Genomic DNA, 23,951 nt, shown 5'->3' with positions numbered 1-23,951 from the left:
TCAGGCTCCTTGGGCGTTGGACTGGGTCCGGTGCTGCTGCCAGCGGGAGCGGATCCGCTGGTGCCATACCGGGTGCTTCCGGGCGGGGACATGGTCGACGCCACCGGGCGACCAGGGATTGCAGCGCAGAATGCGCCAGGCCGTCAGTGCCGTCCCCTTCACAGCGCCGTGCCGGTGGATCGCCGTATAGCCGTAGTGCGAGCACGACGGGTAGTACCGGCACACCGGCCCGAGCATCGGGCTGATGGTCCACTGGTACAGCTTGATCATCCACAGCAACGGGTACTTCACGGAGTAGTCCCTCCAAGCAGCCTCCGCAGTGCGGCGTCCAGGTCACGGACCAGCTCGTCGTGGTCCGCCTCTCCCGCACCGGGCAGCGCTCGTACGACCACCAGGCTACCTGCGGGCAGCGGGGCCAGCCGGTCCCGCATCAGATGACGCAGGCGCCGCTTCACACGGTTACGGACGACGGCGTTGCCGACGGCCTTGCTCACGACGAAACCCGCACGCACCGGGGGAAGGTCTCCCCCCGGCACATGCGGGTCCGTTCGACTGCGGAGATGGACGACGAGCAGCGGGCGTCCCGCCCTGCGACCCCGTCGTACCGCGGCTGCGAAGTCCTCGCGCCGCCTCAGCCGGTTCTCGGTAGGCAGCACGACATGGACCTGTGGTCAGACCGCTCAGGCCGACAGGCGGGCGCGACCCTTGCTGCGGCGGTTCGCGACGATCGCGCGGCCGGCGCGGGTCCGCATGCGCAGCCGGAAGCCGTGGGTCTTCGCGCGGCGGCGGGTGTTCGGCTGGAAGGTGCGCTTGCTCACTCGGGGGCTCCAGGAATGCTCGGTGCTCCGCGCTGATCGCGGAACGATGTGGGGAGTCGACCGGCTGTCACCGTGCGCCCACGAGTAGCTCGCAACGCCCGAGTGTGCACCGCTTCATGATCGCTCGGAAATATCCGCTGATCTTGCCCATCGGAGGCAGGCGGCAGCAGCCGTCGACAACTCGACCTGGTTACGGTACGCGCGGCTACGCCATCCGGTCAAACCAGAGCCACCTGGACCACCCGCTACTGCAGTCGTGCACAGCCTGTGGACAACGACTTGAACGGGGCACGTCCGCGTGACTACCGTGGCCGAACTTCCCTTCCTTCCCGACCGTCCCCAGAACCACACATTCGTGGGACAAGGTCGACCTCCCGGAACCACCCGTCACCCAGCGAGTGAAAGAGCGTGCCCCGTGGCTGACCTACCTGCCGATCTTGCCGCAGTGTGGCCACGCGTGCTGGAACAGCTCCTCACCGAGGGGCAGGGAGTGGAAGCGAAGGACCAGCGCTGGCTCCAGGACTGCCAGCCACTCGTGCTCGTCTCCGGCACCGCGCTCCTGGGCGTCCCCAACGAGTACGCGAAGGGCGTGCTGGAGGGCCGCCTCTCGCCGATGATCAGTGACGCCCTGAGCCGCGAGTGCCAGCAGCCGATCCGCCTCGCGATCACCGTCACGGGCCCGGCCCCGGAACCGACGGCGCCCCCGGCCCCCGCCGCTCCGGCCCCGTCCGCCCCCTCCGCCCCGTCGGCCCCGCACGAGAGCGGCGGCTACGACGGTGGGTACGAGCAGCAGCGCCAGCCCTCCCAGCCGTACGAGCAGGGCTACGAGCCCCAGCAGCAACAGCAGCCCCAGCCCCAGTACGAGCAGCAGGGGTACGACCAGGGCTACGAGCAGCAGCAACAGCAGCAGTACGAGCAGTACGAAGGGGCCCGCGACCTCCCGTCCGCCCGTCCCGCGTACCCGGACTACCCGCAGAACCACCGTCCGGGCCCCGGCCCCGGCGCCCCCTGGCAGCAGCAGCCCCAGCAGCCGCACCGCGACCCGTACGCCTCGCAGCAGCAACAGCATCCGTCGTACGAGCCCTACGAGCAGCAGCGGCAGCAGCCCCAGCAGCAGTACGACCAGCAGTCGCAGCACCAGCAGTACGAGCAGCAGTCGCACCAGCCCCCGCACCACCAGCGGCCCCAGATCCCGCCGCAGGGACGGCCGCCGGCCCCGCCGTACGACGGCCCCAGCCCCTCGCAGCTTCCGGCGCCCAGCGGCGCCCCCGGCCCGCTCGCCGCGCAGCCCGCGCCCGCGACGGGTCCCGGAGAGCCGACGGCGCGGCTGAATCCGAAGTACCTCTTCGACACCTTCGTCATCGGCGCCTCGAACCGCTTCGCGCACGCCGCGGCCGTCGCCGTCGCCGAGGCCCCGGCCAAGGCGTACAACCCGCTGTTCGTCTACGGCGAGTCCGGGCTCGGCAAGACGCACCTGCTGCACGCCATCGGGCACTACGCGCGCAGCCTCTATCCCGGCACGCGCGTGCGGTACGTGAGCTCCGAGGAGTTCACCAACGAGTTCATCAACTCGATCCGCGACGGCAAGGCGGACGCGTTCCGCAAGCGCTACCGCGACATGGACATCCTGCTCGTCGACGACATCCAGTTCCTGGCGGACAAGGAGTCGACGCAGGAGGAGTTCTTCCACACCTTCAACACCCTGCACAACGCCAACAAGCAGATCGTGCTGTCCAGCGACCGGCCGCCCAAGGCGCTGGAGACGCTGGAGGACCGGCTGCGCAACCGCTTCGAGTGGGGCCTGATCACGGACGTCCAGCCGCCCGAGCTGGAGACCCGGATCGCGATCCTCCGTAAGAAGGCGGTGCAGGAGCAGCTCAACGCCCCGCCGGAGGTCCTGGAGTTCATCGCCTCCCGCATCTCGCGCAACATCCGCGAGCTGGAGGGCGCGCTGATCCGCGTCACGGCCTTCGCCAGCCTCAACCGGCAGCCGGTCGACCTGGGCCTCACCGAGATCGTGCTGAAGGACCTGATCCCCGGCGGCGAGGACGCGACCCCGGAGATCACGGCCCCGGCCATCATGGCGGCCACCGCCGACTACTTCGGGCTGACGGTCGACGACCTGTGCGGCTCCTCGCGCAGCCGCGTGCTGGTGACGGCGCGGCAGATCGCCATGTACCTGTGCCGCGAGCTGACGGACCTCTCGCTGCCGAAGATCGGCGGCCAGTTCGGCGGCCGCGACCATACGACGGTGATGCACGCGGACCGGAAGATCCGCGCCCTCATGGCCGAGCGGCGCTCCATCTACAACCAGGTCACCGAGCTCACGAACCGCATCAAGAACGCCTGAGGACCCGTCGAGGGGTTCGCTGAGAAGCCTTCTCAGCGAACCCCTCAGTGCTCTCTCAGTGCTCTCTAACGCTCTCTCAGCGCTCTCGCGGCGCTCCGTCGGCGCCCTCTCGCGCCCTTCCCGACCCCCGCGGCCCTCCGGGATCAACTCCCGGAGGGCCTTTCGCTGTTCGAATCCAGGGCCCTGAAGGGCCCGGGTCCACAGGTCAGGGCGGTTTCCGACGTCCACACCCTGGGGACGCGGTGAGTTGTCCCAACAGCGTCCACAAGTGGGCCGGACCAGGCATGATTTGCCGAGGTCAGGTGGCTGTGCATTTGTGGGCGAGCGGCGTCCACAGGGTGTGGAGGGTGTCTGGTGCACCCAGATCGCCCTCGCACTTGTCCACCGGCCGCCCACAGGCCAGGGGATCTTTTCCCCAGCTTCTCCACAGCTCTGTCCACTGTTCGGCAAGGCAACGCGCCCTCTCACCGGTACGAGTGAAAGCGGTCACACCAAGACCCTGGATTGGCCTGTGGGAAAGGTGGGTAAAACTGTGGGCGCGGCTGTGGGCAAGCCGCCCCGGTCTGTGGGCGGACTGTGCAGAACTTTTCCCCGTCCACAGAAACCCCCCGTTCATCCACCGCTGCGCCCACAGGCGCGGTGGACAAAATTCCGGGTCTGAGCTGCGGAAATCGAGTTATCCACGGTTTCCACAAGCCCTACTACTACGACCACCTAGAGAGAGCCCGGGATTCGCTTCGAAGTGGGGGCTGTGCACAACTCGGCGTCGCGGCGTCCTACCCCGATCTCGACGAGTTGACCCGCACCCGCACCTGCTGTCAGCCCCGTGCGTCAGACTGGTCCCCGGCAAACAGCACGACGTGGCGGCAGCAGGAGGCGGCTGAAGGTGAAGATCCGGGTAGAGCGCGATGTACTCGCGGAGGCGGTGGCCTGGGCGGCCAAGAGCCTCCCAGCCCGTCCGCCGGTGCCCGTCCTCGCGGGCCTCCTGCTGAAGGCGGAGGACGGCTCCCTGAGCCTCTCCGGCTTCGACTACGAGGTCTCGGCACGGGTCTCCGTCGAGGCGGAGGTCGAGGAGGACGGCACGGTCCTGGTGTCCGGTCGGCTGCTCGCCGACATCTGCCGGGCGCTCCCCAACAGGCCGGTGGAGATCTCCACGGACGGTGTGCGGGTGACCGTCGTCTGCGGCTCCTCGCGGTTCACACTCCACACCCTTCCTGTGGAGGAGTACCCGGCGCTGCCGGAGATGCCCACCGCGACCGGCACGGTGCCCGGCGAGGTCTTCGCCGCCGCCGCCCAGCAGGTGGCCATCGCGGCGGGCCGGGACGACACGCTGCCGGTGCTGACCGGTGTGCGGATCGAGATCGAGGGCGACACGGTCACCCTGGCGTCCACCGACCGCTACCGGTTCGCGGTGCGCGAGTTCCTGTGGAAGCCGGAGACGCCGGACGCGTCCGCGGTCGCCCTGGTGCCCGCCAAGACGCTGCTGGACACGGCGAAGTCGCTCAGCGGCGGGGACAACGTGACGCTGGCGCTCTCGGGCTCCGGCTCCGGCGAGGGCCTCATCGGCTTCGAGGGCGCGGGCCGCCGGACGACGACGCGGCTGCTGGAGGGCGACCTCCCCAAGTACCGCACCCTGTTCCCCACGGAGTTCAACTCGGTGGCGGTGATCGAGACCGCGCCGTTCGTCGAGGCCGTGAAGCGCGTGGCGCTGGTCGCCGAGCGGAACACCCCGGTGCGGCTCAGCTTCGAGCAGGGCGTGCTGACCCTGGAGGCCGGTTCCAGCGACGACGCACAGGCTGTGGAGCGCGTGGACGCCGAGCTGGAGGGCGACGACATCTCGATCGCCTTCAACCCGGGCTTCCTGCTGGAGGGCCTCTCCGCGATCGACTCGCCCTGGGCGCAGCTCTCGTTCACGACGTCGACGAAGCCCGCGCTGCTCAGCGGCAAGCCCGCGAAGGACACCGAGGCGGACGAGGCGTACAAGTACCTGATCATGCCCGTGCGGCTGTCGGGCTGACCCGGGCTGACGCCGTAAGAGGCCCGGCTCCGTCCAGGCGTAGGCTCGTGCGGGGGTACGAATCGCAACGAAAGGGCGCCACTGATGGAGCTGGGTCTTGTTGGTCTCGGCAAGATGGGCGGGAACATGCGCGAGCGCATCCGCCGGGGAGGCCACACGGTCATCGGCTACGACCGGAATCCCGACGTCGCCGATGTGAACAGCCTGGAAGAGCTGGTCAGGAAGCTGACCGGCCCCCGCGTCGTATGGGTCATGGTCCCGGCGGGCGAGGCGACCCAGACGACCATCGACGCGCTGGCCGAGCTGCTCTCCCCCGGCGACATCGTCGTGGACGGCGGGAACTCGCGCTGGACCGACGACGAGAAGCACGCCGAGGAGCTCGCGGCCAAGGGCATCGGCTTCGTGGACTGCGGCGTCTCGGGCGGCGTCTGGGGCCTGGAGAACGGCTACGCGCTGATGTACGGCGGCGACGCCGAGCACGTGGCCAAGGTGCAGCCGGTCTTCGACGCGCTGAAGCCGGAGAGCGAGTTCGGCTCGGTGCACGCGGGCAAGGTCGGCGCCGGCCACTTCGCGAAGATGGTCCACAACGGCATCGAGTACGCGATGATGCAGGCCTTCGCCGAGGGCTGGGAGCTCCTGGAGGCCGTGGACTCGGTGACGGACGTCCGCGAGGTCTTCCGCTCCTGGCAGGAGGGCACGGTCATCCGTTCCTGGCTGCTGGACCTGGCGGTCAAGGCGCTGGACGGCGACGAGCACCTGGACAAGCTGCGCGGTGTCGCGGCCGACTCCGGCGAGGGCCGCTGGACCGTCGAGGCGGCGATCGACAACGCGGTGCCGCTGCCCGCGATCACGGCCTCGCTCTTCGCGCGGTTCACCTCGCAGCAGGAGGACTCGCCGCAGATGAAGATGGTGGCCGCGCTCCGCAACCAGTTCGGTGGGCACGCGGTCGAGGGCGCCGCCGAAGGCACCAAGTAAAGGATCACGGGGGAGGTCGGCGAAGGCCGTGCATGTGACGCATCTCTCGCTGGCCGACTTCCGGTCGTACGCCCGGGCCGAGGTCGCTCTCGACCCGGGCGTCACCGCGTTCATCGGCCCGAACGGGCAGGGGAAGACGAACCTGGTCGAGGCCGTGGGCTATCTGGCCACCCTCGGCAGCCACCGGGTCTCCTCGGACGCGCCGCTGGTGCGGATGGGCGCCCAGCGCGCGGTCGTACGGGCGCAGGTGCGGCAGGGCGAGCGCCAGCAGCTCGTCGAGCTGGAGCTGAACCCGGGGAAGGCGAACCGGGCGCGGATCAACAGGTCCTCGCAGGTCAAGCCGCGGGACGTGCTGGGGATCCTGCGCACCGTGCTCTTCGCGCCCGAGGACCTGGCCCTGGTGAAGGGCGATCCGGGCGAGCGGCGGCGCTTCCTGGACGAGATGGTGACGGCGCGCGCGCCGCGCATGGCGGGGGTGCGCGGGGACTACGAGCGCGTGCTGAAGCAGCGCAACACCCTGCTGAAGTCGGCGGCGATGGCCCGCCGGCACGGCGGCAAGGGCATGGATCTGACGACGCTCGACGTGTGGGACCAGCATCTGGCGCGCGCGGGCGCGGAGTTGCTGGCGCAGCGGCTGGACCTGATCGGGGTGCTGGCACCGCTGGCGGACAAGGCGTACGAGCGGCTGGCGCCGGGCGGCGGCCCCGTGGCGCTGGAGTACAAGGGCCCGGTCGGCGACGGCGGCTCGCGCGAGGAGCTGTACGGGCAGCTGCTCGGGGCGCTCGCCGAGGCGCGGAAGCAGGAGATCGAGCGGGGTGTGACGCTCGTCGGGCCGCACCGTGACGATCTGGTGCTGAAGCTGGGGGAGCTTCCCGCGAAGGGGTACGCGAGCCACGGTGAGTCGTGGTCGTACGCACTGGCGCTCCGTCTCGCGTCGTACGAGCTGCTCAAGAGCGAGGGCCACGAGCCGGTGCTCGTGCTGGACGACGTCTTCGCGGAGCTGGACGTGAAGCGGCGGGCGCGGCTGGCGGAGCTGGTGGCGCACGGCGAGCAGGTGCTGGTGACGGCCGCGGTGGAGGAGGACGTGCCGGAGCTGCTCGCGGGAGCGCGGTTCTCGGTGGCGGACGGGGAGGTGACCCGGCTGTGAGCGAGGGGACTCCCCCTGAACCCCCGGGTTCTCCCCAGGCTGGGGACGGCGAGCGGCCCGCGGCCCCCGCTCCGCCCGAGGCGAGCGGGGTCGATCTCGCGCGCGTGGCGCTGCGCGCGGCGAAGGAGCAGGCCAAGGCGCGGGGCGCGGCGGCGCAGCAGAAGCGGCAGGCGCGGCGCGGCGGCGGCCTGCGGTCGGGCGCGCGGCGGGACGGGCGGGACCCGATGTCGCTGGGCGCCGCGGTCAACAGGCTGATCACGGAGCGGGGTTGGGAGACCCCGGCGGCCGTGGGCGGGGTGATGGGCCGGTGGCCGCAGCTCGTCGGGCCCGAGGTGGCGCAGCACTGCGAGCCCCAGCGGTACGACGAGGAGGAGCGGGTCCTGGTCGTGCGGTGCGATTCGACGGCGTGGGCGACGCAGCTGCGGCTGCTGGCCCCCCGGTTGGTGGCGCGGCTCAACGAGGACCTGGGGCAGGGCACCGTGAAGCTGATCAAGGTGCGGGGCCCCGAGGCGCCCCCGTCGCGGTTCGGCGGCCCGCTGCGCGCGCCGGGGAGCAAGGGGCCGGGCGACACCTACGGGTGATCGCGGGGCGGTGCCGCGGCCCGCTGCCGCCGTTGTCGCCGCTGTGCGCTGGTGAAACGCGTGGGGGTCGGGTGGTGCTTTTCCCGGTTGCGGTGCGTTGACGTCCGGAAGCGCTGAGCGCCCGTGTGAGCCGCTTGGCCCCCCGGTCCAGATATGGGGAGTCGGTGGACGCCAGTTCAGGGCGGCACATGCGGACTCAGGCACCGCCAAAGCCCCATTCACGATGCCGACACAGGTACACTGGGCGGTAGCCGCATCGTTGCGGAACATGTCGAACGACGCAGCCGCTCCGCTTGCCCAGGAGACGGCCTGTGCTCTGTGCCAGAAAGGGCGCTTCGTGGCCGATTCCGGCGATCTCAACGAGAACGACAAGAACCAGTCCGCACACGGCGACGAAGCCGTGCCCGACGCCGCAGAGGCCGTCGAGGCCGCAGCGGCGGGCGGGCACGAGGAACCGTCGTACGACGCGAGCGCGATCACGGTCCTGGAGGGCCTGGACGCGGTCCGCAAGCGGCCTGGCATGTACATCGGGTCGACGGGCGAGCGTGGTCTTCATCACCTCGTGCAGGAGGTCGTGGACAACTCCGTCGACGAGGCCATGGCCGGGCACGCGGACACGATCGACGTGACGCTGCTGGCCGACGGCGGCGTGCGCGTCGTCGACAACGGCCGCGGCATCCCGGTGGGCATCCACCCCGTCGAGAAGAAGCCGGCCGTCGAGGTCGTGCTCACGGTGCTGCACGCGGGCGGCAAGTTCGGCGGCGGTGGTTACGCGGTCTCCGGCGGTCTGCACGGTGTCGGTGTCTCCGTGGTGAACGCCCTGTCGACCAAGCTCGCCGTCGACATCAAGGCCGACGGCTTCCGCTGGACGCAGGACTACAAGCTGGGGACGCCGACGGCCCCGCTGGAGAAGAACGAGGCGACGGACGAAACCGGAACAACCGTTACGTTCTGGGCAGATCCGGACATCTTCGAGACGACGGACTACTCGTTCGAGACGCTCGCGCGCCGCTTCCAGGAGATGGCCTTCCTCAACAAGGGCCTGACCATCACCCTCACCGACGAGCGCGCGGAGCACGTGGACGAGGAGGGCAAGCAGAACTCCGTCCGGTACCACTACGAGGGCGGTATCTCCGACTTCGTCCGCTACCTCAACTCCCGCAAGGGCGAGCTGGTCCACCCCACGGTGATCGACTTCGAGGCCGAGGACAAGGAGCGCATGCTCTCGGTCGAGATCGCGATGCAGTGGAACAACCAGTACAGCGAGGGGGTCTACTCCTTCGCGAACACGATCCACACGCACGAGGGCGGCACCCACGAGGAGGGCTTCCGCGCGGCGCTGACGGGCCTGATCAACCGGTACGCGCGCGACAAGAAGCTGCTGCGCGAGAAGGACGACAACCTCACGGGCGAGGACATCCGCGAGGGTCTCACCGCGATCATCTCGATCAAGCTGGGCGAGCCCCAGTTCGAGGGCCAGACGAAGACGAAGCTGGGCAACACGGAGGCGAAGACCTTCGTCCAGAAGATCGTCCACGAGCATCTGACGGACTGGCTCGACCGTAATCCGAACGAGGCCTCGGACATCATCCGCAAGGGCATCCAGGCCGCGACGGCCCGGGTGGCGGCCCGTAAGGCGCGCGATCTGACCCGCCGCAAGGGCCTGCTGGAGACGGCGTCGCTGCCGGGCAAGCTGAGCGACTGCCAGTCCAACGACCCGTCGAAGTGCGAGATCTTCATCGTCGAGGGCGACTCCGCCGGCGGCTCGGCCAAGTCCGGCCGGGACCCGGAGTTCCAGGCGATCCTCCCGATCCGCGGCAAGATCCTCAACGTCGAGAAGGCGCGGATCGACAAGGTCCTCCAGAACGCCGAGGTGCAGGCGCTGATCTCGGCGTTCGGCACGGGTGTGCACGAGGACTTCGACATCGAGAAGCTGCGGTACCACAAGATCATCCTGATGGCCGACGCCGACGTCGACGGCCAGCACATCAACACCCTGCTGCTGACGCTGCTGTTCCGCTTCATGCGGCCGCTGGTCGAGGCGGGCCACGTGTTCCTGTCGCAGCCGCCGCTCTACAAGGTCAAGTGGGGCCGGGACGAGCACCAGTACGCGTACTCCGACCGCGAGCGCGACCAGCTCATCCAGCTCGGCCGTGAGCAGGGCAAGCGGATCCGGGACGACTCGATCCAGCGCTTCAAGGGTCTGGGCGAGATGAACGCGGAAGAGCTGCGCGTCACGACCATGGACCGTGACATGCGAGTGCTGCGCCAGGTGACGCTGGACGACGCCGCCGCCGCGGACGACCTCTTCTCGATCCTCATGGGCGAGGACGTCGAGGCCCGCCGCTCGTTCATCCAGCGCAACGCCAAGGACGTCCGCTTCCTCGACATCTGATCGTCGGCCCGCACCCCGCACGCGCCGTACACACAGAAGGACTTGATCTGAGCAATGGCCGACGAGACGCCCACCCCCGAGGGCTCCCCGAGTCAGGATTCGCCGCTCGCCGACGCGCAGGTGGACGCCGAGGCGGGCGCCCGCGTGGAGCCGGTGAGCCTTGAGACGGAGATGCAGCGCTCGTATCTCGACTACGCGATGAGCGTGATCGTGAGCCGTGCGCTGCCGGACATCCGCGACGGGCTCAAGCCGGTGCACCGGCGCGTGCTGTACGCGATGTACGACGGCGGGTACCGCCCGGAGAAGGGCTTCTACAAGTGCGCCCGCGTCGTCGGCGACGTCATGGGCACGTACCACCCGCACGGCGACAGCTCGATCTACGACGCCCTGGTCCGCCTCGCGCAGACCTGGTCGATGCGGATGCCGCTGGTCGACTCGAACGGCAACTTCGGCTCGCCGGGCAACGACCCGGCCGCGGCCATGCGGTACACCGAGTGCAAGATGGCGCCGCTGGCCATGGAGATGCTCCGGGACATCGACGAGGAGACCGTCGACTTCCAGGACAACTACGACGGCCGTAACCAGGAGCCGACGGTCCTCCCGGCGCGCTTCCCGAACCTCCTGATCAACGGCTCGGCGGGCATCGCGGTCGGCATGGCCACCAACATCCCGCCGCACAACCTGCGCGAGGTCGCGGCGGGCGCCCAGTGGTACCTCGACCACCCCGACGCCTCCAACGAGGAGCTGCTCGACGCGCTCATGGAGCGCATCAAGGGCCCGGACTTCCCCACCGGGGCCCTGGTCGTCGGCCGCAAGGGCATCGAAGAGGCGTACCGCACCGGGCGCGGCTCGATCACCATGCGCGCCGTCGTCGAGGTCGAGGAGATCCAGGGCCGCCAGTGCCTGGTCGTCACCGAGCTGCCCTACCAGGTCAACCCGGACAACCTCGCGCTGAAGATCGCCGACCTGGTGAAGGACGGCCGCGTCGGCGGCATCGCGGACGTACGGGACGAGACCTCGTCGCGTACGGGCCAGCGCCTCGTGATCGTCCTGAAGCGGGACGCGGTCGCCAAGGTCGTCCTCAACAACCTCTACAAGCACACCGACCTCCAGACGAACTTCGGCGCGAACATGCTCGCGCTGGTGGAGGGCGTGCCGCGCACCCTGTCGCTGGACGCGTTCATCCGGCACTGGGTCTCGCACCAGATCGACGTGATCGTGCGCCGTACGCGCTACCGGCTGCGGAAGGCCGAGGAGCGGGCCCACATCCTGCGCGGTCTGCTCAAGGCGCTCGACGCGATCGACGAGGTCATCGCGCTGATCCGGCGCAGCCAGACCGTCGAGGAGGCGCGTGAGGGCCTGATGGGGCTGCTCACGATCGACGAGATCCAGGCGAACGCGATCCTGGAGATGCAGCTCCGCCGCCTGGCGGCCCTGGAGCGGCAGAAGATCACCGCGGAGCACGACGAGCTCCAGGCGAAGATCGACGAGTACAACGCGATCCTGGCCTCGCCGGACCGCCAGCGGCAGATCATCGGCGAGGAACTGACCGCGATCGTCGACAAGTTCGGCGACGACCGGCGCACCAAGCTGATCCCCTTCGAGGGCGACATGTCCATCGAGGACCTGATCGCCGAGGAGGACATCGTCGTCACGATCTCGCGTGGCGGCTATGTGAAGCGGACGAAGACCGTCGACTACCGCGCCCAGAAGCGCGGCGGCAAGGGCGTGCGCGGCACGAAGCTGAAGGAAGACGACATCGTCGACCACTTCTTCGTCTCCACGACCCACCACTGGCTGCTCTTCTTCACCAACAAGGGCCGGGTCTACCGCGCGAAGGCGTACGAGCTGCCGGACGCGGGCCGCGACGCGCGCGGGCAGCACGTGGCGAACCTGCTGGCCTTCCAGCCGGACGAGGAGATCGCCGAGATCCTCGCCATCCGGGACTACGAGGCGGTGCCGTACCTGGTCCTCGCCACCAAGTCCGGGCTGGTCAAGAAGACCCCGCTGAAGGACTACGACTCGCCCCGCTCGGGCGGCGTCATCGCGATCAACCTCCGCGAGATGGACGACGGCCGCGACGACGAGCTGATCGGCGCCGAGCTGGTCTCGCCGGAGGACGATCTGCTGCTGGTCTCGAAGAAGGCCCAGTCGATCCGGTTCACCGCGACGGACGACTCGCTGCGCCCGATGGGCCGCGCGACGTCCGGCGTGAAGGGCATGAGCTTCCGCGAGGACGACGAACTGCTCTCGATGAATGTGGTCCGGGCGGGTACGTTCTTGTTCACGGCCACCGACGGCGGGTACGCCAAGCGGACCGACATGGACGACTACCGCGTCCAGGGCCGCGGCGGGCTCGGCATCAAGGCCGCGAAGATCGTGGAGGACCGCGGGTCGCTGGTGGGCGCGCTGGTGGTGGAGGAGTCGGACGAGATCCTCGCCATCACCCTCTCCGGCGGTGTGATCCGTACGCGGGTCAGCGAGGTCAGGGAGACCGGTCGTGACACCATGGGCGTCCAACTGATCAACCTGGGGAAGAAGGACGCGGTGGTCGGCGTCGCGCGGAACGCCGAGGCCGGTCGAGAGGCCGAGGAAGTGGAGGCGGCGGCGGGACCCGGCGAGGAGCCGGACGCGCCGGAGGGCACCGCGTCGGAGGACCCCCAGGACCACCAGGACGACTAGGAGCAGGGCGTGAGTGGTGCTCAGCCTCAGCCGCAGGCACAGCCCCAGCCGAAGTCTCAGCCGACGTCACAGCCGCAGCCTGAGCCCCAGCCTCATCGCCCGCCCCAGGCGTACCCGGCTCCGCCGGAGGGCGGGGGCGGCGGCTCGGGCGCGGCCCGGCGGCCGCGTACGGGCGCCGGGAGCGGGGGCCGTACGGTCCCGCGCACCCGGAAGGCGCGGCTGCGGGTGGCCAAGGCCGACCCCTGGTCCGTGATGAAGGTCAGCTTCCTGCTGTCGGTCGCGCTGGGGCTGTGCACCGTGGTGGCCGTCGCGGTGCTGTGGATGGTCATGGACGCGATGGGCGTCTTCTCGACCATCGGCGGCACCGTGAGCGAGGCGACGAGCGCCGAGGGCAGCGGCGGGTTCGACCTGGAGTCGTTCCTGTCGCTGCCGCGGGTCCTGCTCTTCACCTCGGTGATCGCGGTGATCAACATGGTCCTGGCGACGGCGCTCGCGACGCTGGGCGCCTTCATCTACAACCTCTCGGCGGGCTTCGTGGGCGGCATCGAGCTCACGCTCGCCGAGGACGAGTAGGCCAGGAGCGGGCCCCGGCGAAGCCGCCCCGAATGCGATTTGGGGCACGGCCTGAAGTGCGCTAATCTTTCCGTGCAGCGCGCGGCTATAGCTCAGACGGTTAGAGCGCTTCCCTGATAAGGAAGAGGCCCCAGGTTCAAGTCCTGGTAGCCGCACCAGCACGAAGGGCCCCGACTCCGAAGAGTCGGGGCCCTTTCGCGTCCATCGCTACGGAAAGACCATCACCGTGCTCGTCGCCCGCTCTGTCGCGCTGTTCGTCGTCGCAGCCCTGTTCGAGATCGGAGGGGCCTGGCTGGTCTGGCAGGGGCTGCGTGAGCACCGGGGCTGGGTCTGGGTCGGCGCTGGCGTCATCGCCCTGGGGCTGTACGGCGTCGTGGCCACCTTTCAGAGTGACGACAACTTCGGCCGTATCCTCGCCGCCTACGGTGGCGTCTTCGTCGCCGGATCGATCGCCTGGGGGATGGCCGCCGACGGCTACCGTCCTGACCGCTACGACGTCATCGGCGCTCTGGTGTGCCTCGTCGGCATGGCCGTCATCATGTACGCGCCCCGCGACCACTGACCCCGCTCGGCCGGTGCTCATTAGGCTGGGGTTCTTTCGGCTGGCTTCCTTCGGCAGGGGAGGACGATGGGCGCGGAACGGGAACCGGAACGGGAGGGCGGGGCGGGCGGGGCGACCGAGAACGCGGTTTCCGGCGGGCGGGCCGAGAGCGTGCTCATGGGGCGGGACTTCCTGGGGCCCGTGACCGTCACGACCGCCGGGGGCAGGCGGGTTCCGGCGTATCTGCAGGACCCCGGGCGCTGGCCCGTGGCGGGTGGCTGGGGCGCGCTGGCGGCGGGGGCGCACCGGGCGCGGCCCGACCGGAACGGGGACGCGGTGCCGCCGTACGTGGTGCGGGACACCGACGGGGAGTTGCGGGAGCGGCTGGCCGCGGCGGCGCGGGACGGGGGGTTCGTGCTGCTGGTCGGGGAGTCGACGGCGGGCAAGACGCGGGCCGCGTTCGAGGCGCTGGCCGCCGTGCTGCCCGGGTACCGGGTGCTGGCGCCCGCGAAGGGGGAGGATCTGCCGCTGGGCCTGGAGGTGGCCGAGCAGGGCGGTGTGCGGTGCGTGGTGTGGCTGGACGACGTGGAGCGGTACCTGGGCCCGGAGGGGCTGGAACCCGGGCTGCTGGCGGAACTTGAGCGGCTGCGGGTGCCGGTGCTGGCCACGATGCGGCACCAGCAGTACGAGACCTTCACCGCGGCCCAGGAGGGCGCGCGGGGCGGCGGCGGCCCGCACGCCGAGGCGATGGACGTGGGCGCGCGGGTCCTCAAGCAGGTCGAGCCGGTCGCGATCGAACGGGTGTGGAGCCGGGGCGAGCTGGCGCGCGCCGAGGAGAGCGACGACGAGCGCATCGCGGACGCCCTGACGCACCACGGGCCTTACGGGATCGCGGAGTACCTCGCCGCGGGTCCCGTACTGCTGCGCGAGTGGCAGCGGGCCGCGCGGCCCGGCGGGCACCCCCGCGCCGCCGCGCTCGTCGCCGCGGCCGTGGACCTGGCCCGTACGGGACTGCGGCCGCCCTTCCCCCGCGCGCTGCTCGCCGAGGCGCACGAGGCGTACCTGCGCGCCGCCGGAGGTCCCCTGCTGCGCCCCGAACCCCTGGACGACGCGGTGGAGTGGGCCTGCCGCCACCGGCACGGGGTGACCAGCATGCTGGTGCCGACGGAGGATCCGGACGCGTGGGACGTCTTCGACTACCTCGTCGACCACGCCCGTACGGACGTTCCCGAGGCGACCTGGCACCTCGCGCTGCGGCACACCGCCGACGCCGAGGAGTGCTCGGCCATCGCGGTGCACGCCCGCAGGGCCGCTTCCCCGGTGGCCGAGGCCGCCTACCGCCAGGCCGTCGACGCCGGTTCGACCGGCGCCATGAACGGCCTGGGCGTGCTGCTGGCGACGGCGGGGCGGCTGGAGGAGGCCGAGGCGCTGTTCCGGCGGGCCGTCGAGGAGGGCGGCGAGCGGGAGACCCGCGCCGTCTTCAACCTCGGTGTGCTGCACCGGGAGGCGGGGCGCGCGGAGGAGGCGGAGGCCGCGTACCGGCGGGCCGCGGAGGCCGGGCACTCCAAGGCCATGAACAACCTGGGGACGCTGCTGCGGCAGGCCGGTCGGCTGGACGAGGCCGAGGACCTCTTCCGGCGCGCGGCCCGGGAGGGGCACGCCAAGTCCCACTACAACCTGGGCAATCTGCTGCGGAGGGCGGGCCGGCTGGAGGAGGCGGAGGCCGCGTTCCGCGAGGCGGCGGCGGACGGACACGCCAAGGCACAGCTCAACCTCGGTGTGCTGCTGCGGAGGACGGGCCGTACGGAGGAGGCGGAACTCTTCCTCCGGCGGGCGGCCCTGTCCGGGGATCCCAAGGCCCTGGACAGTCTCACCGCGCTGCTGAGGGAGACGGGACGGGCCGACGAACCCGAGGACTGGGGCTCCGAGGGCGAGCCGGAGGGCCCGTCGTAGACGACGGTGTGCACCGCTTCGTGTCGGAAGGTGGTTGGGTATCATCGGGCGCCAGAGAGGTCCCAACGTCAAAGAAGGACGAGGTAGCGCGGTGAAGAAGCTTTTCCTGGTCGCACTGGCCGCCATCGGCGGCCTCCTCGTGTACCGCCAGATCCAGGCGGACCGCGCCGAGCAGGATCTGTGGACGGAGGCGACCGACTCCGTGCCCGCAGGTTCGGGTGTGTGAAGCTCAGCTCAGCGAAAGTGTGCCGATGAGGCCCCAGCCGCTCCGACGGCTGGGGCCTCATTGTGTGCCGGATCGTGTTCCGGGGGTCGTCCCGGGGGTCGTTGCCGTTCCGTGACAGCGCGACGCTTGTATGTGCTTGTGCAAAGCCCCTACCGTCGGACGGCAAGCTGCTGACGGAGAGCCGACACCGGGTCGGCCGAGGGGGACGACACGAGATGGCACGACCACGGAGGCGTACAGCAGGGGCGTTGCTGGGAGGGCTGGCGTGCGTGCTGGCCGTACTGCCGCTCGCGGGGGCGGCGGAAGCCCGTACTCCGGCGGACGCCCACAAAGTTGCGGAGAGCAACACGGCCAAGGCCGCCGGCTCGATGGTGATGGTGCTGGACTCCTCGGGGTCCATGGCCGACGACGACGGCTCCGGCTCGACGCGGATCGCCTCGGCGCGCAAGGCCGTCGGCACCGTCGCCGACAGCCTGCCCGACGGCTACCCGACCGGACTGCGCGTCTACGGCGCGGACAAGGCCCGCGGCTGCACCGACACCCGGCTCGCGGAGCCCGTGAAGCCGCTGGACCGTACGGCGTTGAAGAAGGCCGTCGCGGGTGTGAAGCCCAAGGGGGACACCCCCATCGGCCACTCGTTGAAGAAGGCGGCCCAGGATCTGCCCAGGACGCCGCACGGCGCGATCGGGCAGCGCACGATCCTGCTGATCTCCGACGGCGAGGACAACTGCGGCGCTCCCCCGCCCTGCGAGGTCGCCGAGTCCCTCGCGGAGAAGGGCATCGACCTGCGCATCGACGCCATCGGCTTCCAGGTGCGCGGCAAGGCGCGCAAGCAGCTCGAATGCGTGGCGGGCGCGGGCAAGGGCCACTACTACGACGCGCCCGACGCCAAGGCCCTCGCCCGTCAGCTGCAGCGCGCGGGCCGGCTCTCCGCCGACGGCTACCGGTTCAAGGGCGAGCGCGTCACCGGGGGCCCCAAGCAAGGGGCGGCGGCGCCGCTGGGCGACGGCTCCGGGCCGACCGCCTCCGGGCAGTACGTCGACACCATCGGCCCCGGCGAGAAGCGCTACTACCGGGTCGGGATGGACAAGGGTTCGACCACCACGTTCTCCGCGACGGGCGTCCCGCAGCCGGGCTCGAAGGTGGACTCGCTCGACGGCCTGCGCACCGAGATCATTTCGCCTGAGAACACCACGCCCTGCGAGTCGAACACCACCCACTTCTCGCAGAGCGAGGGCGGCGTGCCGCTCGTCTCCTCCTCCAGCCGCATCCCCGGCGACGACGGGAGGTCCGGCGGCACCTGCGACTGGGGCGCCGGCCGGTACCTGCTGGCCGTCGAGCGCACCAGCAAGAAGGGCTCGGACTCGGCACGCTGGCCGCTGGAGCTCTCGTACACGGTCGAGCAGCCGCTCAAGAAGGGCCTCACGCCCGCGCAGTCCATGCCCGAGCTCGGCGCCGCCGGGGAGGGCGCGAGCCTGCCGCAGGGCACCCCGCGCAAGGTCACGGGCGGCACCGGCTTCAACGACGCGAAGACCGTCGGCACCGGCGTGTGGCGCGACAAGCTGCTGCCCTCGCAGACGCTCTGGTACAGGGTCCCGGTCGGCTGGGGCCAGCAGGTGCGCTACGACGTGGAGTTCAGCAACGAGCCCACGGCCGACGAGTACAGCTCCGGCTTCACCCGTATCGCCACCCAGGTGTACGGGCCCGGCAGGCAGCCGGTCTCCGACGAGCTGACCGGCACCGGCGCGTACACCGGCAAGCCCGACAAGATCTCCGCCGGTACGCCGCCCGTCTCCTGGACCAACCGCTGGGAGAGCGCCGCGCAGGCCAGGCCCGTGCACGCGGCGGGCGACTACTACATCGCGGTCACCCTCGGCGCCAAGGCCTCGCAGATCGCGGAGAACCCGGACATCGGCGTGACCCTGCGCCTCGACGTCAAGGGCACGGCGAAGAGCGGCCCGCAGCACGGCGCGCCCGCGGCCAAGGCGGGCGCCGGCGCGAGCGCGGGCGGGGACGCGGACGGTACGGCACCTCGCGCGGACAAGGACGGCGACGGGAGTGCAGGATGGAGCGGCGCACAGGTCGCAGCCGTCGCGGGAGGCACGGGCGTACTGCTGCTCGCGGGGCTCGGACTCTGGTACGTCCTCGCGCGCCGCGGCGGCAACGGTCCTGGGCCCGGCGGGCCTGCGGACGGATGGGATCCAACGAGGGGCGGGGCACGGTGAAGCGGCCAACGAGCGTACGGGGCGCGCGGGGCGTATGGCGCGCGCGGGGCGCACGGACGGCGGTCACGGTGACGGCGGCGCTCGCCGTCACCGCCGCCCTCCCCGGCACAGGATGGGCGGCCCCCGCCGACGGGCTCCCCACGTACGCCTTCGCGGACGACGCCAAGGCCGTCCAGGGCACCGCGAGCAGCGGTGACGGGCCGACGCTGAAGCCGGGGACGTACAAGGACACGATCAAGCGCGGTCAGAAGAAGTACTACGCGGTGAACCTCGACGCGAAGTCCTCCGCGTGGTTCTCCGCCGTCGCCGCGCCGAAGCCCGGCGCCAAGGTCGCGCGGTACGGCGAGGGCCTGGAGATCTCGCTCAAGACCGTGGACGGCGACGAGTGCGGGAACGGGCCCGTTTCGGGGGAGTTCGGCGGGGGCGGGTACGGCTACCCCGTCTCCACCAGCGTCGAGCGCCACATCACCGGCGAGGACGACGCCTGCGACGCGAAGGGCCCGTACCTGCTGTCGGTCACCCGCAAGGGCGCGGGCACCTCCGACCCCGCCGAGTGGCCGGTGGAGCTCACGTACACGGAGGAGCCGCCGGTCAAGGGCAGCAGGCCCGACGCGCCCGCCGACGTCGGGCTGCCGGAGGACGAGCCCCCGGTGCCGTCCGTCAGCGGCGCGAAGAAGCAGGCGAAGGGCGGTACGGGCTTCAACGACGCGGGCGCGGTCGACTCCGGCCTGTGGAAGGACCGCGCCAGGCCCGGCGAGACGCGCTTCTACCGGGTGCCGGTCGACTGGGGCCAGCAGCTGCACGCGAGCGTCGAGCTGGGCAGCTCGGGCCGCGGCGGCAAGTTCCCGCGCGCCGTCTACAACGCGGTCGGCGCCGTCGTCTACGGCCCGGCGCGCGCCCCGCTCGGCGACCCTCAGTTCACGGACTACAGCAAGGAGACGGCGGCCCTGCCGCTGCTCACCCCGAGGGTCGCCTACGGCAACCGCTACGAGACCGACGCGCCCGGCGCCTCCGCCTCCGGCTGGCACTACCTCGCGGTGACGGTCTCCCCCGAGCTGGCCCAGCGGTACTTCCCCGGCGGGAAGAAGGTGCCGCTGACGCTGCGCGTCGACGTCAAGGGCACGGCGAAGAAGGGGCCCGCGTACGCCGGGGACGCGCGGGAGGCGGGCTTCGGCGTCACCGACGAGGACCGCGACCAGGCGGCCGAGGGACAGACGGCGGCCGAGGCCGAGGAGAGCGGGAGCGGCACGAAGAAGCTGCTTGCCTTCGCGGGGATCGGCGCGGGCGCCGTCCTGCTGCTCGGGCTCGGCGGCTGGACGCTCGTCGCCCGCCGCCGCGCCGCGGCCACGCCGCTGGCACCGCCGCCCCCGCCGCCGGGCTACGGGTATCCGCAGCACCAGAACCAGCAGCACCAGCACGGCGGCTGGCAGTAGCGCCGCGGCGCCGTCACATGCCGAGCAGCGCCCAGACGCCGATGCCGAGGCAGACGAGCGCGACGACCAGCACCGGGACCGCGACCTTCGGGGGCGGTCCCGGTCTACGTACGGGCGCGGGAGCCTGCGCCGGTACGGGCGTCGGCGCGGGCCCTGGTACGGGCGCCGGCGCGGGCGCGTAGCCCTGCGGTGGCGGCGGAGCCGTCGGCTGCTGGACGCCGGTGTACGGCATCGTGCTGTTCGACGGCGTGGGCGTCGGCGGCGTGCTGGGCTGCGCCGGGGGCTGGGGCGCGGCCTGCGGGGGCTGGAGGTGGAAGCTCCCGGTGTCCGAGGGCGGCGGAACGGCCGGTGCCGGTGCCGATGCGGGTCCGGCGCCCGTACCGTCCCCGGCGCCCTGCGGCCGCGCACGGAGCGGGCCGTCGGGGCCGAACCCCTCGGGCAGCGGCCCGAGGTGGTCGAAGACCTCCACGACCTCCTGCTCCAGCGTCGCGTCCGTGCTGAGCAGCTCCGCCGTGCTCGCGAGCGCCTTGCGCGCGCCCGTGGCCGTACGGAACCGGGCCTGCGGGTCGGGCTGGAGGAGCTGGCCGAGGACCTGCCACATGGGCTCCGGAACGCCCTCGGGCGCGGCCGGCATCCCGTGCTCGTACTCCGCGAACAGCGCCTGCGAGTCCGGCTTGCGGCCGGTCAGGAGGTAGAGCCCCACCAGGCCGACCGCGTACAGGTCGGCGGTGAAGTCGGGCTCGGCGCCCATCATCTGCTCGGGCGCGAAGTAACCGGGCGTGCCCACCACGTAGTTGGTCTCCGTCAGGCGCGGCTCGCCCTTGCGCATGGAGATGCCGAAGTCCGACAGCCGCAGATGCGGCCTGCCCGTGCCGGTGGGCTCCAGCAGGATGTTGGCGGGCTTGATGTCGCGGTGGACGACGTCCTCGGCGTGCACGGCGGTCAGCCCCGCCAGGAGCTGGTCGAGCAGCGCGCACACGAAGGTGGGCGGCAGCGGACCGTAGTCGCCGATGAGGTGGGCCAGCGAACCGCCGCTGACCAGGTCCATGGTGAACAGGACCTTGTCGTCGTCGGCGGCCCAGCTCGCGGGGGCGAGCACGTGCGGATGATCGATGCGCAGGGCCTGTTCGCGCACGAAGCGCAGCAGCGTGTGCGCGTCGCTCTGCTGGAGCACCTTCGCGGCCACGTACCGCCCGCGCTTGTGGTCCCACGACCGCCAGACCGCGCCGACGCCGCCTCGGCCGATCGGGTCGACCAGTTCGTACCGCCCGGCGAAGATCTCTCCCATGGCGCTGTGCCCCTGCCCCCTGCTTGTCCCTGCTCGTCCTGCGCGTCCTGCTCGTCCCGCGCGTTCCGCTCGTCTCAGCTCTGGTGCGCCTCGTAGTGCTTGACCGCGTCCGCCGTACGGCCCGCGCCGTAGACCCGGAGGAACTCTGCCAGCTCCGGGTGCGTGGGGGCGAGTGCCGACGACGCCTCGATGATGTCGGCCGCGTCCGAGACGGAGCGCAGCAGGGCCTGGATCTCGCGGACGACGCGCTTGACGGGGGTCTGCGAGGCACCGGAGGAGGCGGTCTGCGACGTGTTGTTGAGCACGCTGCCGCCCGCGGTGCGGCGGATCTCGTCCATCCGGTTCGTGGCGTCCCCCGCGCTCACGTCGCCGCGCGCGACCTCGGCCGCCAGCTCCTGCAGTGCCTGCACCCGCTGGACGACGGCGGGGTTGCCGATCTTCGCCCGCTGGCCGCTCATGAGCTGCGACAGCATCGGCGCGGACAGCCCCAGCACGGTCGCGAGCCGGGCCTGGTTGAGCCCCAGATCCTCGATCAGCCGCCGGAAGAGGGTCCCCAACGGCTCTCCGTACCACTGGCTCTGAAGCTCCCGCGCTTTCGCGGTGGCTTCTTGCTGAGCTGCGTCCATCACACGTCTCCCCTGGCCCTCTGGGTCCCTCTCCATCGGCTTCGCTGCCGCGAACTTGCCGTGCATCCTACGGAGGGTGACGGGGGCGGGGCGATACCCGGTCGGAATTCGTCTCCCGCAGCGGGTACCCTGGTCCGCGACGGGGCCATAGCTCAGTTGGTAGAGCGCTGTCTTTGCATGGCAGATGTCAGGGGTTCGACTCCCCTTGGCTCCACTTCCCAAACCCCACCTGACCTGCGGGAACGCAATCAGGTGGGGTTTTTTGCGCGCACCCGCGCACTCCGGGGGCGCGCGGGTGGACGGTGGCCTTCCGGGGCCGTAGGAATCGCGCCGCACCGCTTCGACCTGTCCGGATCACGCCGTCCCGCACGGCGCGTGTAGTGATCAACGAGCGGGCGGCGCCGGGGCGTTGTCACGCTCCCCGGCCGGGGGACAGCGCGGGGCGGTGGCGGGACGGCGGGGCGGGGGGAGGCGGCGGCGCGGGGCGCGGCGGGCCCGCGCGGCCGTCGTCGCGGCGCTCTCGGGAGGGCGCGCGGGCGCGTTGGCGGGAGTGAAGCGGCCGGGGCGCCCCGGGTTCGCGATCACGGAACGAATGCATCCGCAAGCGATACGCAATTTTCTCACCCGATCGTGTGAGACGGCTCGGTGGGTACCCGAGGGACTTGACGACGGCTGCCTATGCTTACGGGCCGACTTCCCGGACCCCGAAGGTCGCCGCAGCCGCCACAGGTCACCTAGGTCACCAAGGTCATACGCATGGCACCGATGGCACGAGACATGGACGAGAGGGGATGCTCCCTGTCCTGGCCGGACGACAGCCCGGGGGGCACGGTCCTGGCGCGGACGACCCGGGCCCGTACCGTCGTCGAGCTGCATGGAGAGATCGACCTCGCCGTCGTCCTCGCGACGACCCCGCAGCTCTACGCGCTGACGGTCGCCACCGTCCCCGTGCTCGTCGCGGATCTGCGCGCGGTCACCTTCATCGACTGCAGCGGACTGGCCATGCTGGTCGACGTCCGCTCCCGGGTGCTCGCGGGCGGGGGCGAGTTCACGATGGTCTGCGCGGACCCCAAGGTGCTGCGCCTGCTGAAGATCACCGGCCTGACCTCGGTCCTCTCGCCCGTCCCCGAGCTGGCGGCGGAGCCGGGCCCCGACGGGGGCCGAGCCGCCGGCACCGGGCACGACGGGACAGGAGTGGGGGGGGGGGGGGGGGGGGGCCGCCCCCCCCCCCCCCCCCCCCCCACTCCCGTTCGATCACGGCGTCACGGCGTCACGGCTCGCGCCGGTCCTCCGACGACGACTCCGCGTCCGCGTCGGCCTGCTTGGCCCGCACCTCGGGGTCGAGCGCGTTCTCGGAGCCGTTCACCGTGGCGAGCGGCGTCCTGTCGCCGACCTCCGTCGCCGGCGGGGGCTCGACCAGCCAGTCCGGGTTCGCCTGCTTGTCCCACCAGCGCCAGACCGCGTACCCGGCGCCCGCCAGCACGGCCACCACGGTCACGCGCCGCACCACCCGTCCCGTACGGGCACGGCGGTCGCGGCGCCGGCTGAGCTTCCTGATCTCGTCCGGGGTCACCTGGCCGCGCAGCGCCGCCATCGCGGCGGCCCCGCGCGCGGCGGCCTCCTCACTGGCGGGTCCGGCGGCGGCGCGGGCGTCGGCCACGGCCTGCTCGATGCGCGGGCCCGCGTACCGGGCGGCCTGGCGGGCGGTGCTGCGGGTGCGCTGCGCGGCGCGCGTCGCGGCCTTGTCCACCTCGGCGGGCAGGGACTCACGGGCCTGGGCGACGCGCGGGCCGACGTAGTACGTGTATCCCTCACGCGCTGAGTGGCGGGCCTGCTGCGCGGCGTGGGAGACCTTGGGGCCGAGGCGCGCGCCCGCCTCCTGTGCGTAGTGCACCGCGGAATCCCTGGCGCTCCCGGCGTGCGGGGCCATCACCTCCGCGGCGTGGCGCACGCTCTCCTTCGCCGTGCCGGTGGCGGCGCGCACGCTGTCCATGCGGGTCACGGTTCCTCCTCCTCGGTGGCTCGGGGTGCTGTCGCTCTCCGTGTTGTAGGGGAACAAGGAAAGACGAGAGTCGTTTTCCACCCGATTTGAAGATCATGCCTGGTTATGCCCTGTCCAGC

Annotated in this window: 19 protein-coding genes, 2 tRNA genes and 1 pseudogene; 16 read left to right on the top strand and 6 right to left on the bottom strand. The window is 71.4% G+C overall.

The window, feature by feature from the left end:
• The 3 genes from yidD to rpmH are packed head-to-tail and all read right to left on the bottom strand — an operon-like array spanning position 1 to position 818.
• Complete coding sequence (gene yidD / locus ACGF3A_RS10360) at positions 1-291, bottom strand: membrane protein insertion efficiency factor YidD (protein ID WP_344531290.1); 291 nt, start codon at positions 289-291, stop codon at positions 1-3.
• Positions 288-656: a ribonuclease P protein component gene (gene rnpA, locus ACGF3A_RS10355; protein ID WP_393727898.1), complete on the bottom strand. Its 369-nt coding sequence runs from the start codon at positions 654-656 to the stop codon at positions 288-290. The genes yidD and rnpA overlap by 4 nt, the downstream gene beginning before the upstream one ends.
• Positions 657-680: 24 nt before the next feature.
• Positions 681-818: a 50S ribosomal protein L34 gene (gene rpmH, locus ACGF3A_RS10350; RefSeq protein WP_344531288.1), complete on the bottom strand. Its 138-nt coding sequence runs from the start codon at positions 816-818 to the stop codon at positions 681-683.
• Positions 819-1,233: 415 nt separating this feature from the next.
• Between rpmH and dnaA the strand changes: the two genes are divergently transcribed.
• The 14 genes from dnaA to ACGF3A_RS10280 all read left to right on the top strand — a co-directional run bounded on the left by dnaA (position 1,234) and on the right by ACGF3A_RS10280 (position 19,916).
• Positions 1,234-3,168: a chromosomal replication initiator protein DnaA gene (dnaA, locus tag ACGF3A_RS10345; RefSeq protein ID WP_393727895.1), complete on the top strand. Its 1,935-nt coding sequence runs from the start codon at positions 1,234-1,236 to the stop codon at positions 3,166-3,168.
• Between the two features lie 886 nt (positions 3,169-4,054).
• Positions 4,055-5,185 (top strand): DNA polymerase III subunit beta, encoded by a 1,131-nt coding sequence (gene dnaN, locus ACGF3A_RS10340; protein WP_344531286.1) that lies wholly within the window; start codon positions 4,055-4,057, stop codon positions 5,183-5,185.
• 84 nt (positions 5,186-5,269) lie between these two features.
• Positions 5,270-6,160, top strand: a complete 891-nt coding sequence (gene gnd / locus ACGF3A_RS10335) for a phosphogluconate dehydrogenase (NAD(+)-dependent, decarboxylating) (RefSeq protein ID WP_393727892.1) — start codon at positions 5,270-5,272, stop codon at positions 6,158-6,160.
• Positions 6,161-6,188: 28 nt separating this feature from the next.
• Complete coding sequence (gene recF / locus ACGF3A_RS10330) at positions 6,189-7,307, top strand: DNA replication/repair protein RecF (RefSeq protein WP_393727890.1); 1,119 nt, start codon at positions 6,189-6,191, stop codon at positions 7,305-7,307.
• The gene (locus ACGF3A_RS10325; RefSeq protein ID WP_393727888.1) at positions 7,304-7,888 is read left to right on the top strand and encodes a DUF721 domain-containing protein; all 585 of its coding nucleotides are present in this window, start codon (positions 7,304-7,306) and stop codon (positions 7,886-7,888) included. The genes recF and ACGF3A_RS10325 overlap by 4 nt, the downstream gene beginning before the upstream one ends.
• 268 nt (positions 7,889-8,156) lie before the next feature.
• Positions 8,157-10,283, top strand: coding sequence for a DNA topoisomerase (ATP-hydrolyzing) subunit B (gyrB, locus tag ACGF3A_RS10320; protein ID WP_393727886.1), 2,127 nt, complete (start codon positions 8,157-8,159; stop codon positions 10,281-10,283).
• Between the two features lie 54 nt (positions 10,284-10,337).
• Complete coding sequence (gyrA, locus tag ACGF3A_RS10315) at positions 10,338-12,965, top strand: DNA gyrase subunit A (protein WP_393727884.1); 2,628 nt, start codon at positions 10,338-10,340, stop codon at positions 12,963-12,965.
• Positions 12,966-12,974: 9 nt separating this feature from the next.
• Positions 12,975-13,538, top strand: a complete 564-nt coding sequence (locus tag ACGF3A_RS10310) for a DUF3566 domain-containing protein (protein ID WP_393727882.1) — start codon at positions 12,975-12,977, stop codon at positions 13,536-13,538.
• Between the two features lie 81 nt (positions 13,539-13,619).
• Positions 13,620-13,696 (top strand) — tRNA-Ile (locus ACGF3A_RS10305).
• Between the two features lie 68 nt (positions 13,697-13,764).
• On the top strand, positions 13,765-14,100 hold the full coding sequence (locus ACGF3A_RS10300) for a YnfA family protein (protein ID WP_393727880.1): 336 nt from the start codon (positions 13,765-13,767) through the stop codon (positions 14,098-14,100).
• A 66-nt stretch (positions 14,101-14,166) separates the two neighbouring features.
• A complete protein-coding gene (locus ACGF3A_RS10295; RefSeq protein ID WP_393727878.1) occupies positions 14,167-16,032 on the top strand; it encodes a tetratricopeptide repeat protein in 1,866 nt (621 codons plus the stop codon).
• A gap of 91 nt (positions 16,033-16,123) precedes the next feature.
• On the top strand, positions 16,124-16,258 hold the full coding sequence (locus ACGF3A_RS10290) for a DLW-39 family protein (RefSeq protein WP_019356762.1): 135 nt from the start codon (positions 16,124-16,126) through the stop codon (positions 16,256-16,258).
• 215 nt (positions 16,259-16,473) lie between these two features.
• Complete coding sequence (locus ACGF3A_RS10285; RefSeq protein ID WP_393727876.1) at positions 16,474-18,483, top strand: VWA domain-containing protein; 2,010 nt, start codon at positions 16,474-16,476, stop codon at positions 18,481-18,483.
• A complete protein-coding gene (locus tag ACGF3A_RS10280; RefSeq protein WP_393727874.1) occupies positions 18,480-19,916 on the top strand; it encodes a hypothetical protein in 1,437 nt (478 codons plus the stop codon). Before ACGF3A_RS10285 ends, ACGF3A_RS10280 begins: the two co-directional genes overlap by 4 nt.
• A 13-nt stretch (positions 19,917-19,929) precedes the next feature.
• Here the strand turns inward: ACGF3A_RS10280 and ACGF3A_RS10275 are convergent, their stop codons facing one another.
• A complete protein-coding gene (locus ACGF3A_RS10275; protein WP_393727872.1) occupies positions 19,930-21,204 on the bottom strand; it encodes a serine/threonine-protein kinase in 1,275 nt (424 codons plus the stop codon).
• 74 nt (positions 21,205-21,278) lie between these two features.
• Complete coding sequence (locus ACGF3A_RS10270) at positions 21,279-21,830, bottom strand: DNA-binding protein (RefSeq protein ID WP_344531276.1); 552 nt, start codon at positions 21,828-21,830, stop codon at positions 21,279-21,281.
• Between the two features lie 141 nt (positions 21,831-21,971).
• On the opposite strand from ACGF3A_RS10270, the gene ACGF3A_RS10265 reads away from it, so the two are divergent.
• Together ACGF3A_RS10265 and ACGF3A_RS10260 are read left to right on the top strand one after the other, a co-directional pair.
• Positions 21,972-22,044: transfer RNA gene (locus ACGF3A_RS10265), tRNA-Ala, on the top strand.
• 542 nt (positions 22,045-22,586) lie between these two features.
• Positions 22,587-22,898, top strand: a pseudogene (locus tag ACGF3A_RS10260) (STAS domain-containing protein); the annotation flags it as partial.
• A 202-nt stretch (positions 22,899-23,100) separates the two neighbouring features.
• On the opposite strand, the gene ACGF3A_RS10255 reads toward ACGF3A_RS10260, so the two are convergent.
• Positions 23,101-23,832, bottom strand: coding sequence for a DUF5324 family protein (locus ACGF3A_RS10255; protein WP_393727869.1), 732 nt, complete (start codon positions 23,830-23,832; stop codon positions 23,101-23,103).
• Positions 23,833-23,951 lie beyond the last annotated feature (119 nt).

It is taken from the genome of Streptomyces sp. NPDC048172 (assembly GCF_043202595.1).
GTDB lineage: Bacteria > Actinomycetota > Actinomycetes > Streptomycetales > Streptomycetaceae > Streptomyces.
Note: the sequence above shows the minus strand (reverse complement) of the source record. Positions and strands in the feature narration are given on the sequence as shown.

Excerpts from the sequence above, each read along its gene's own strand:
- gyrB (WP_393727886.1), top strand. The coding sequence starts at position 8,157 with ATGTCGAACGACGCAGCCGCTCCGCTTGCCCAGGAGACGGCCTGTGCT.
- gyrA (WP_393727884.1), top strand. The coding sequence starts at position 10,338 with ATGGCCGACGAGACGCCCACCCCCGAGGGCTCCCCGAGTCAGGATTCG.
- ACGF3A_RS10275 (WP_393727872.1), bottom strand. The coding sequence starts at position 21,204 with ATGGGAGAGATCTTCGCCGGGCGGTACGAACTGGTCGACCCGATCGGC.
- ACGF3A_RS10285 (WP_393727876.1), top strand. The coding sequence starts at position 16,474 with ATGGCACGACCACGGAGGCGTACAGCAGGGGCGTTGCTGGGAGGGCTG.
- ACGF3A_RS10295 (WP_393727878.1), top strand. The coding sequence starts at position 14,167 with ATGGGCGCGGAACGGGAACCGGAACGGGAGGGCGGGGCGGGCGGGGCG.
- gnd (WP_393727892.1), top strand. The coding sequence starts at position 5,270 with ATGGAGCTGGGTCTTGTTGGTCTCGGCAAGATGGGCGGGAACATGCGC.
- ACGF3A_RS10270 (WP_344531276.1), bottom strand. The coding sequence starts at position 21,830 with ATGGACGCAGCTCAGCAAGAAGCCACCGCGAAAGCGCGGGAGCTTCAG.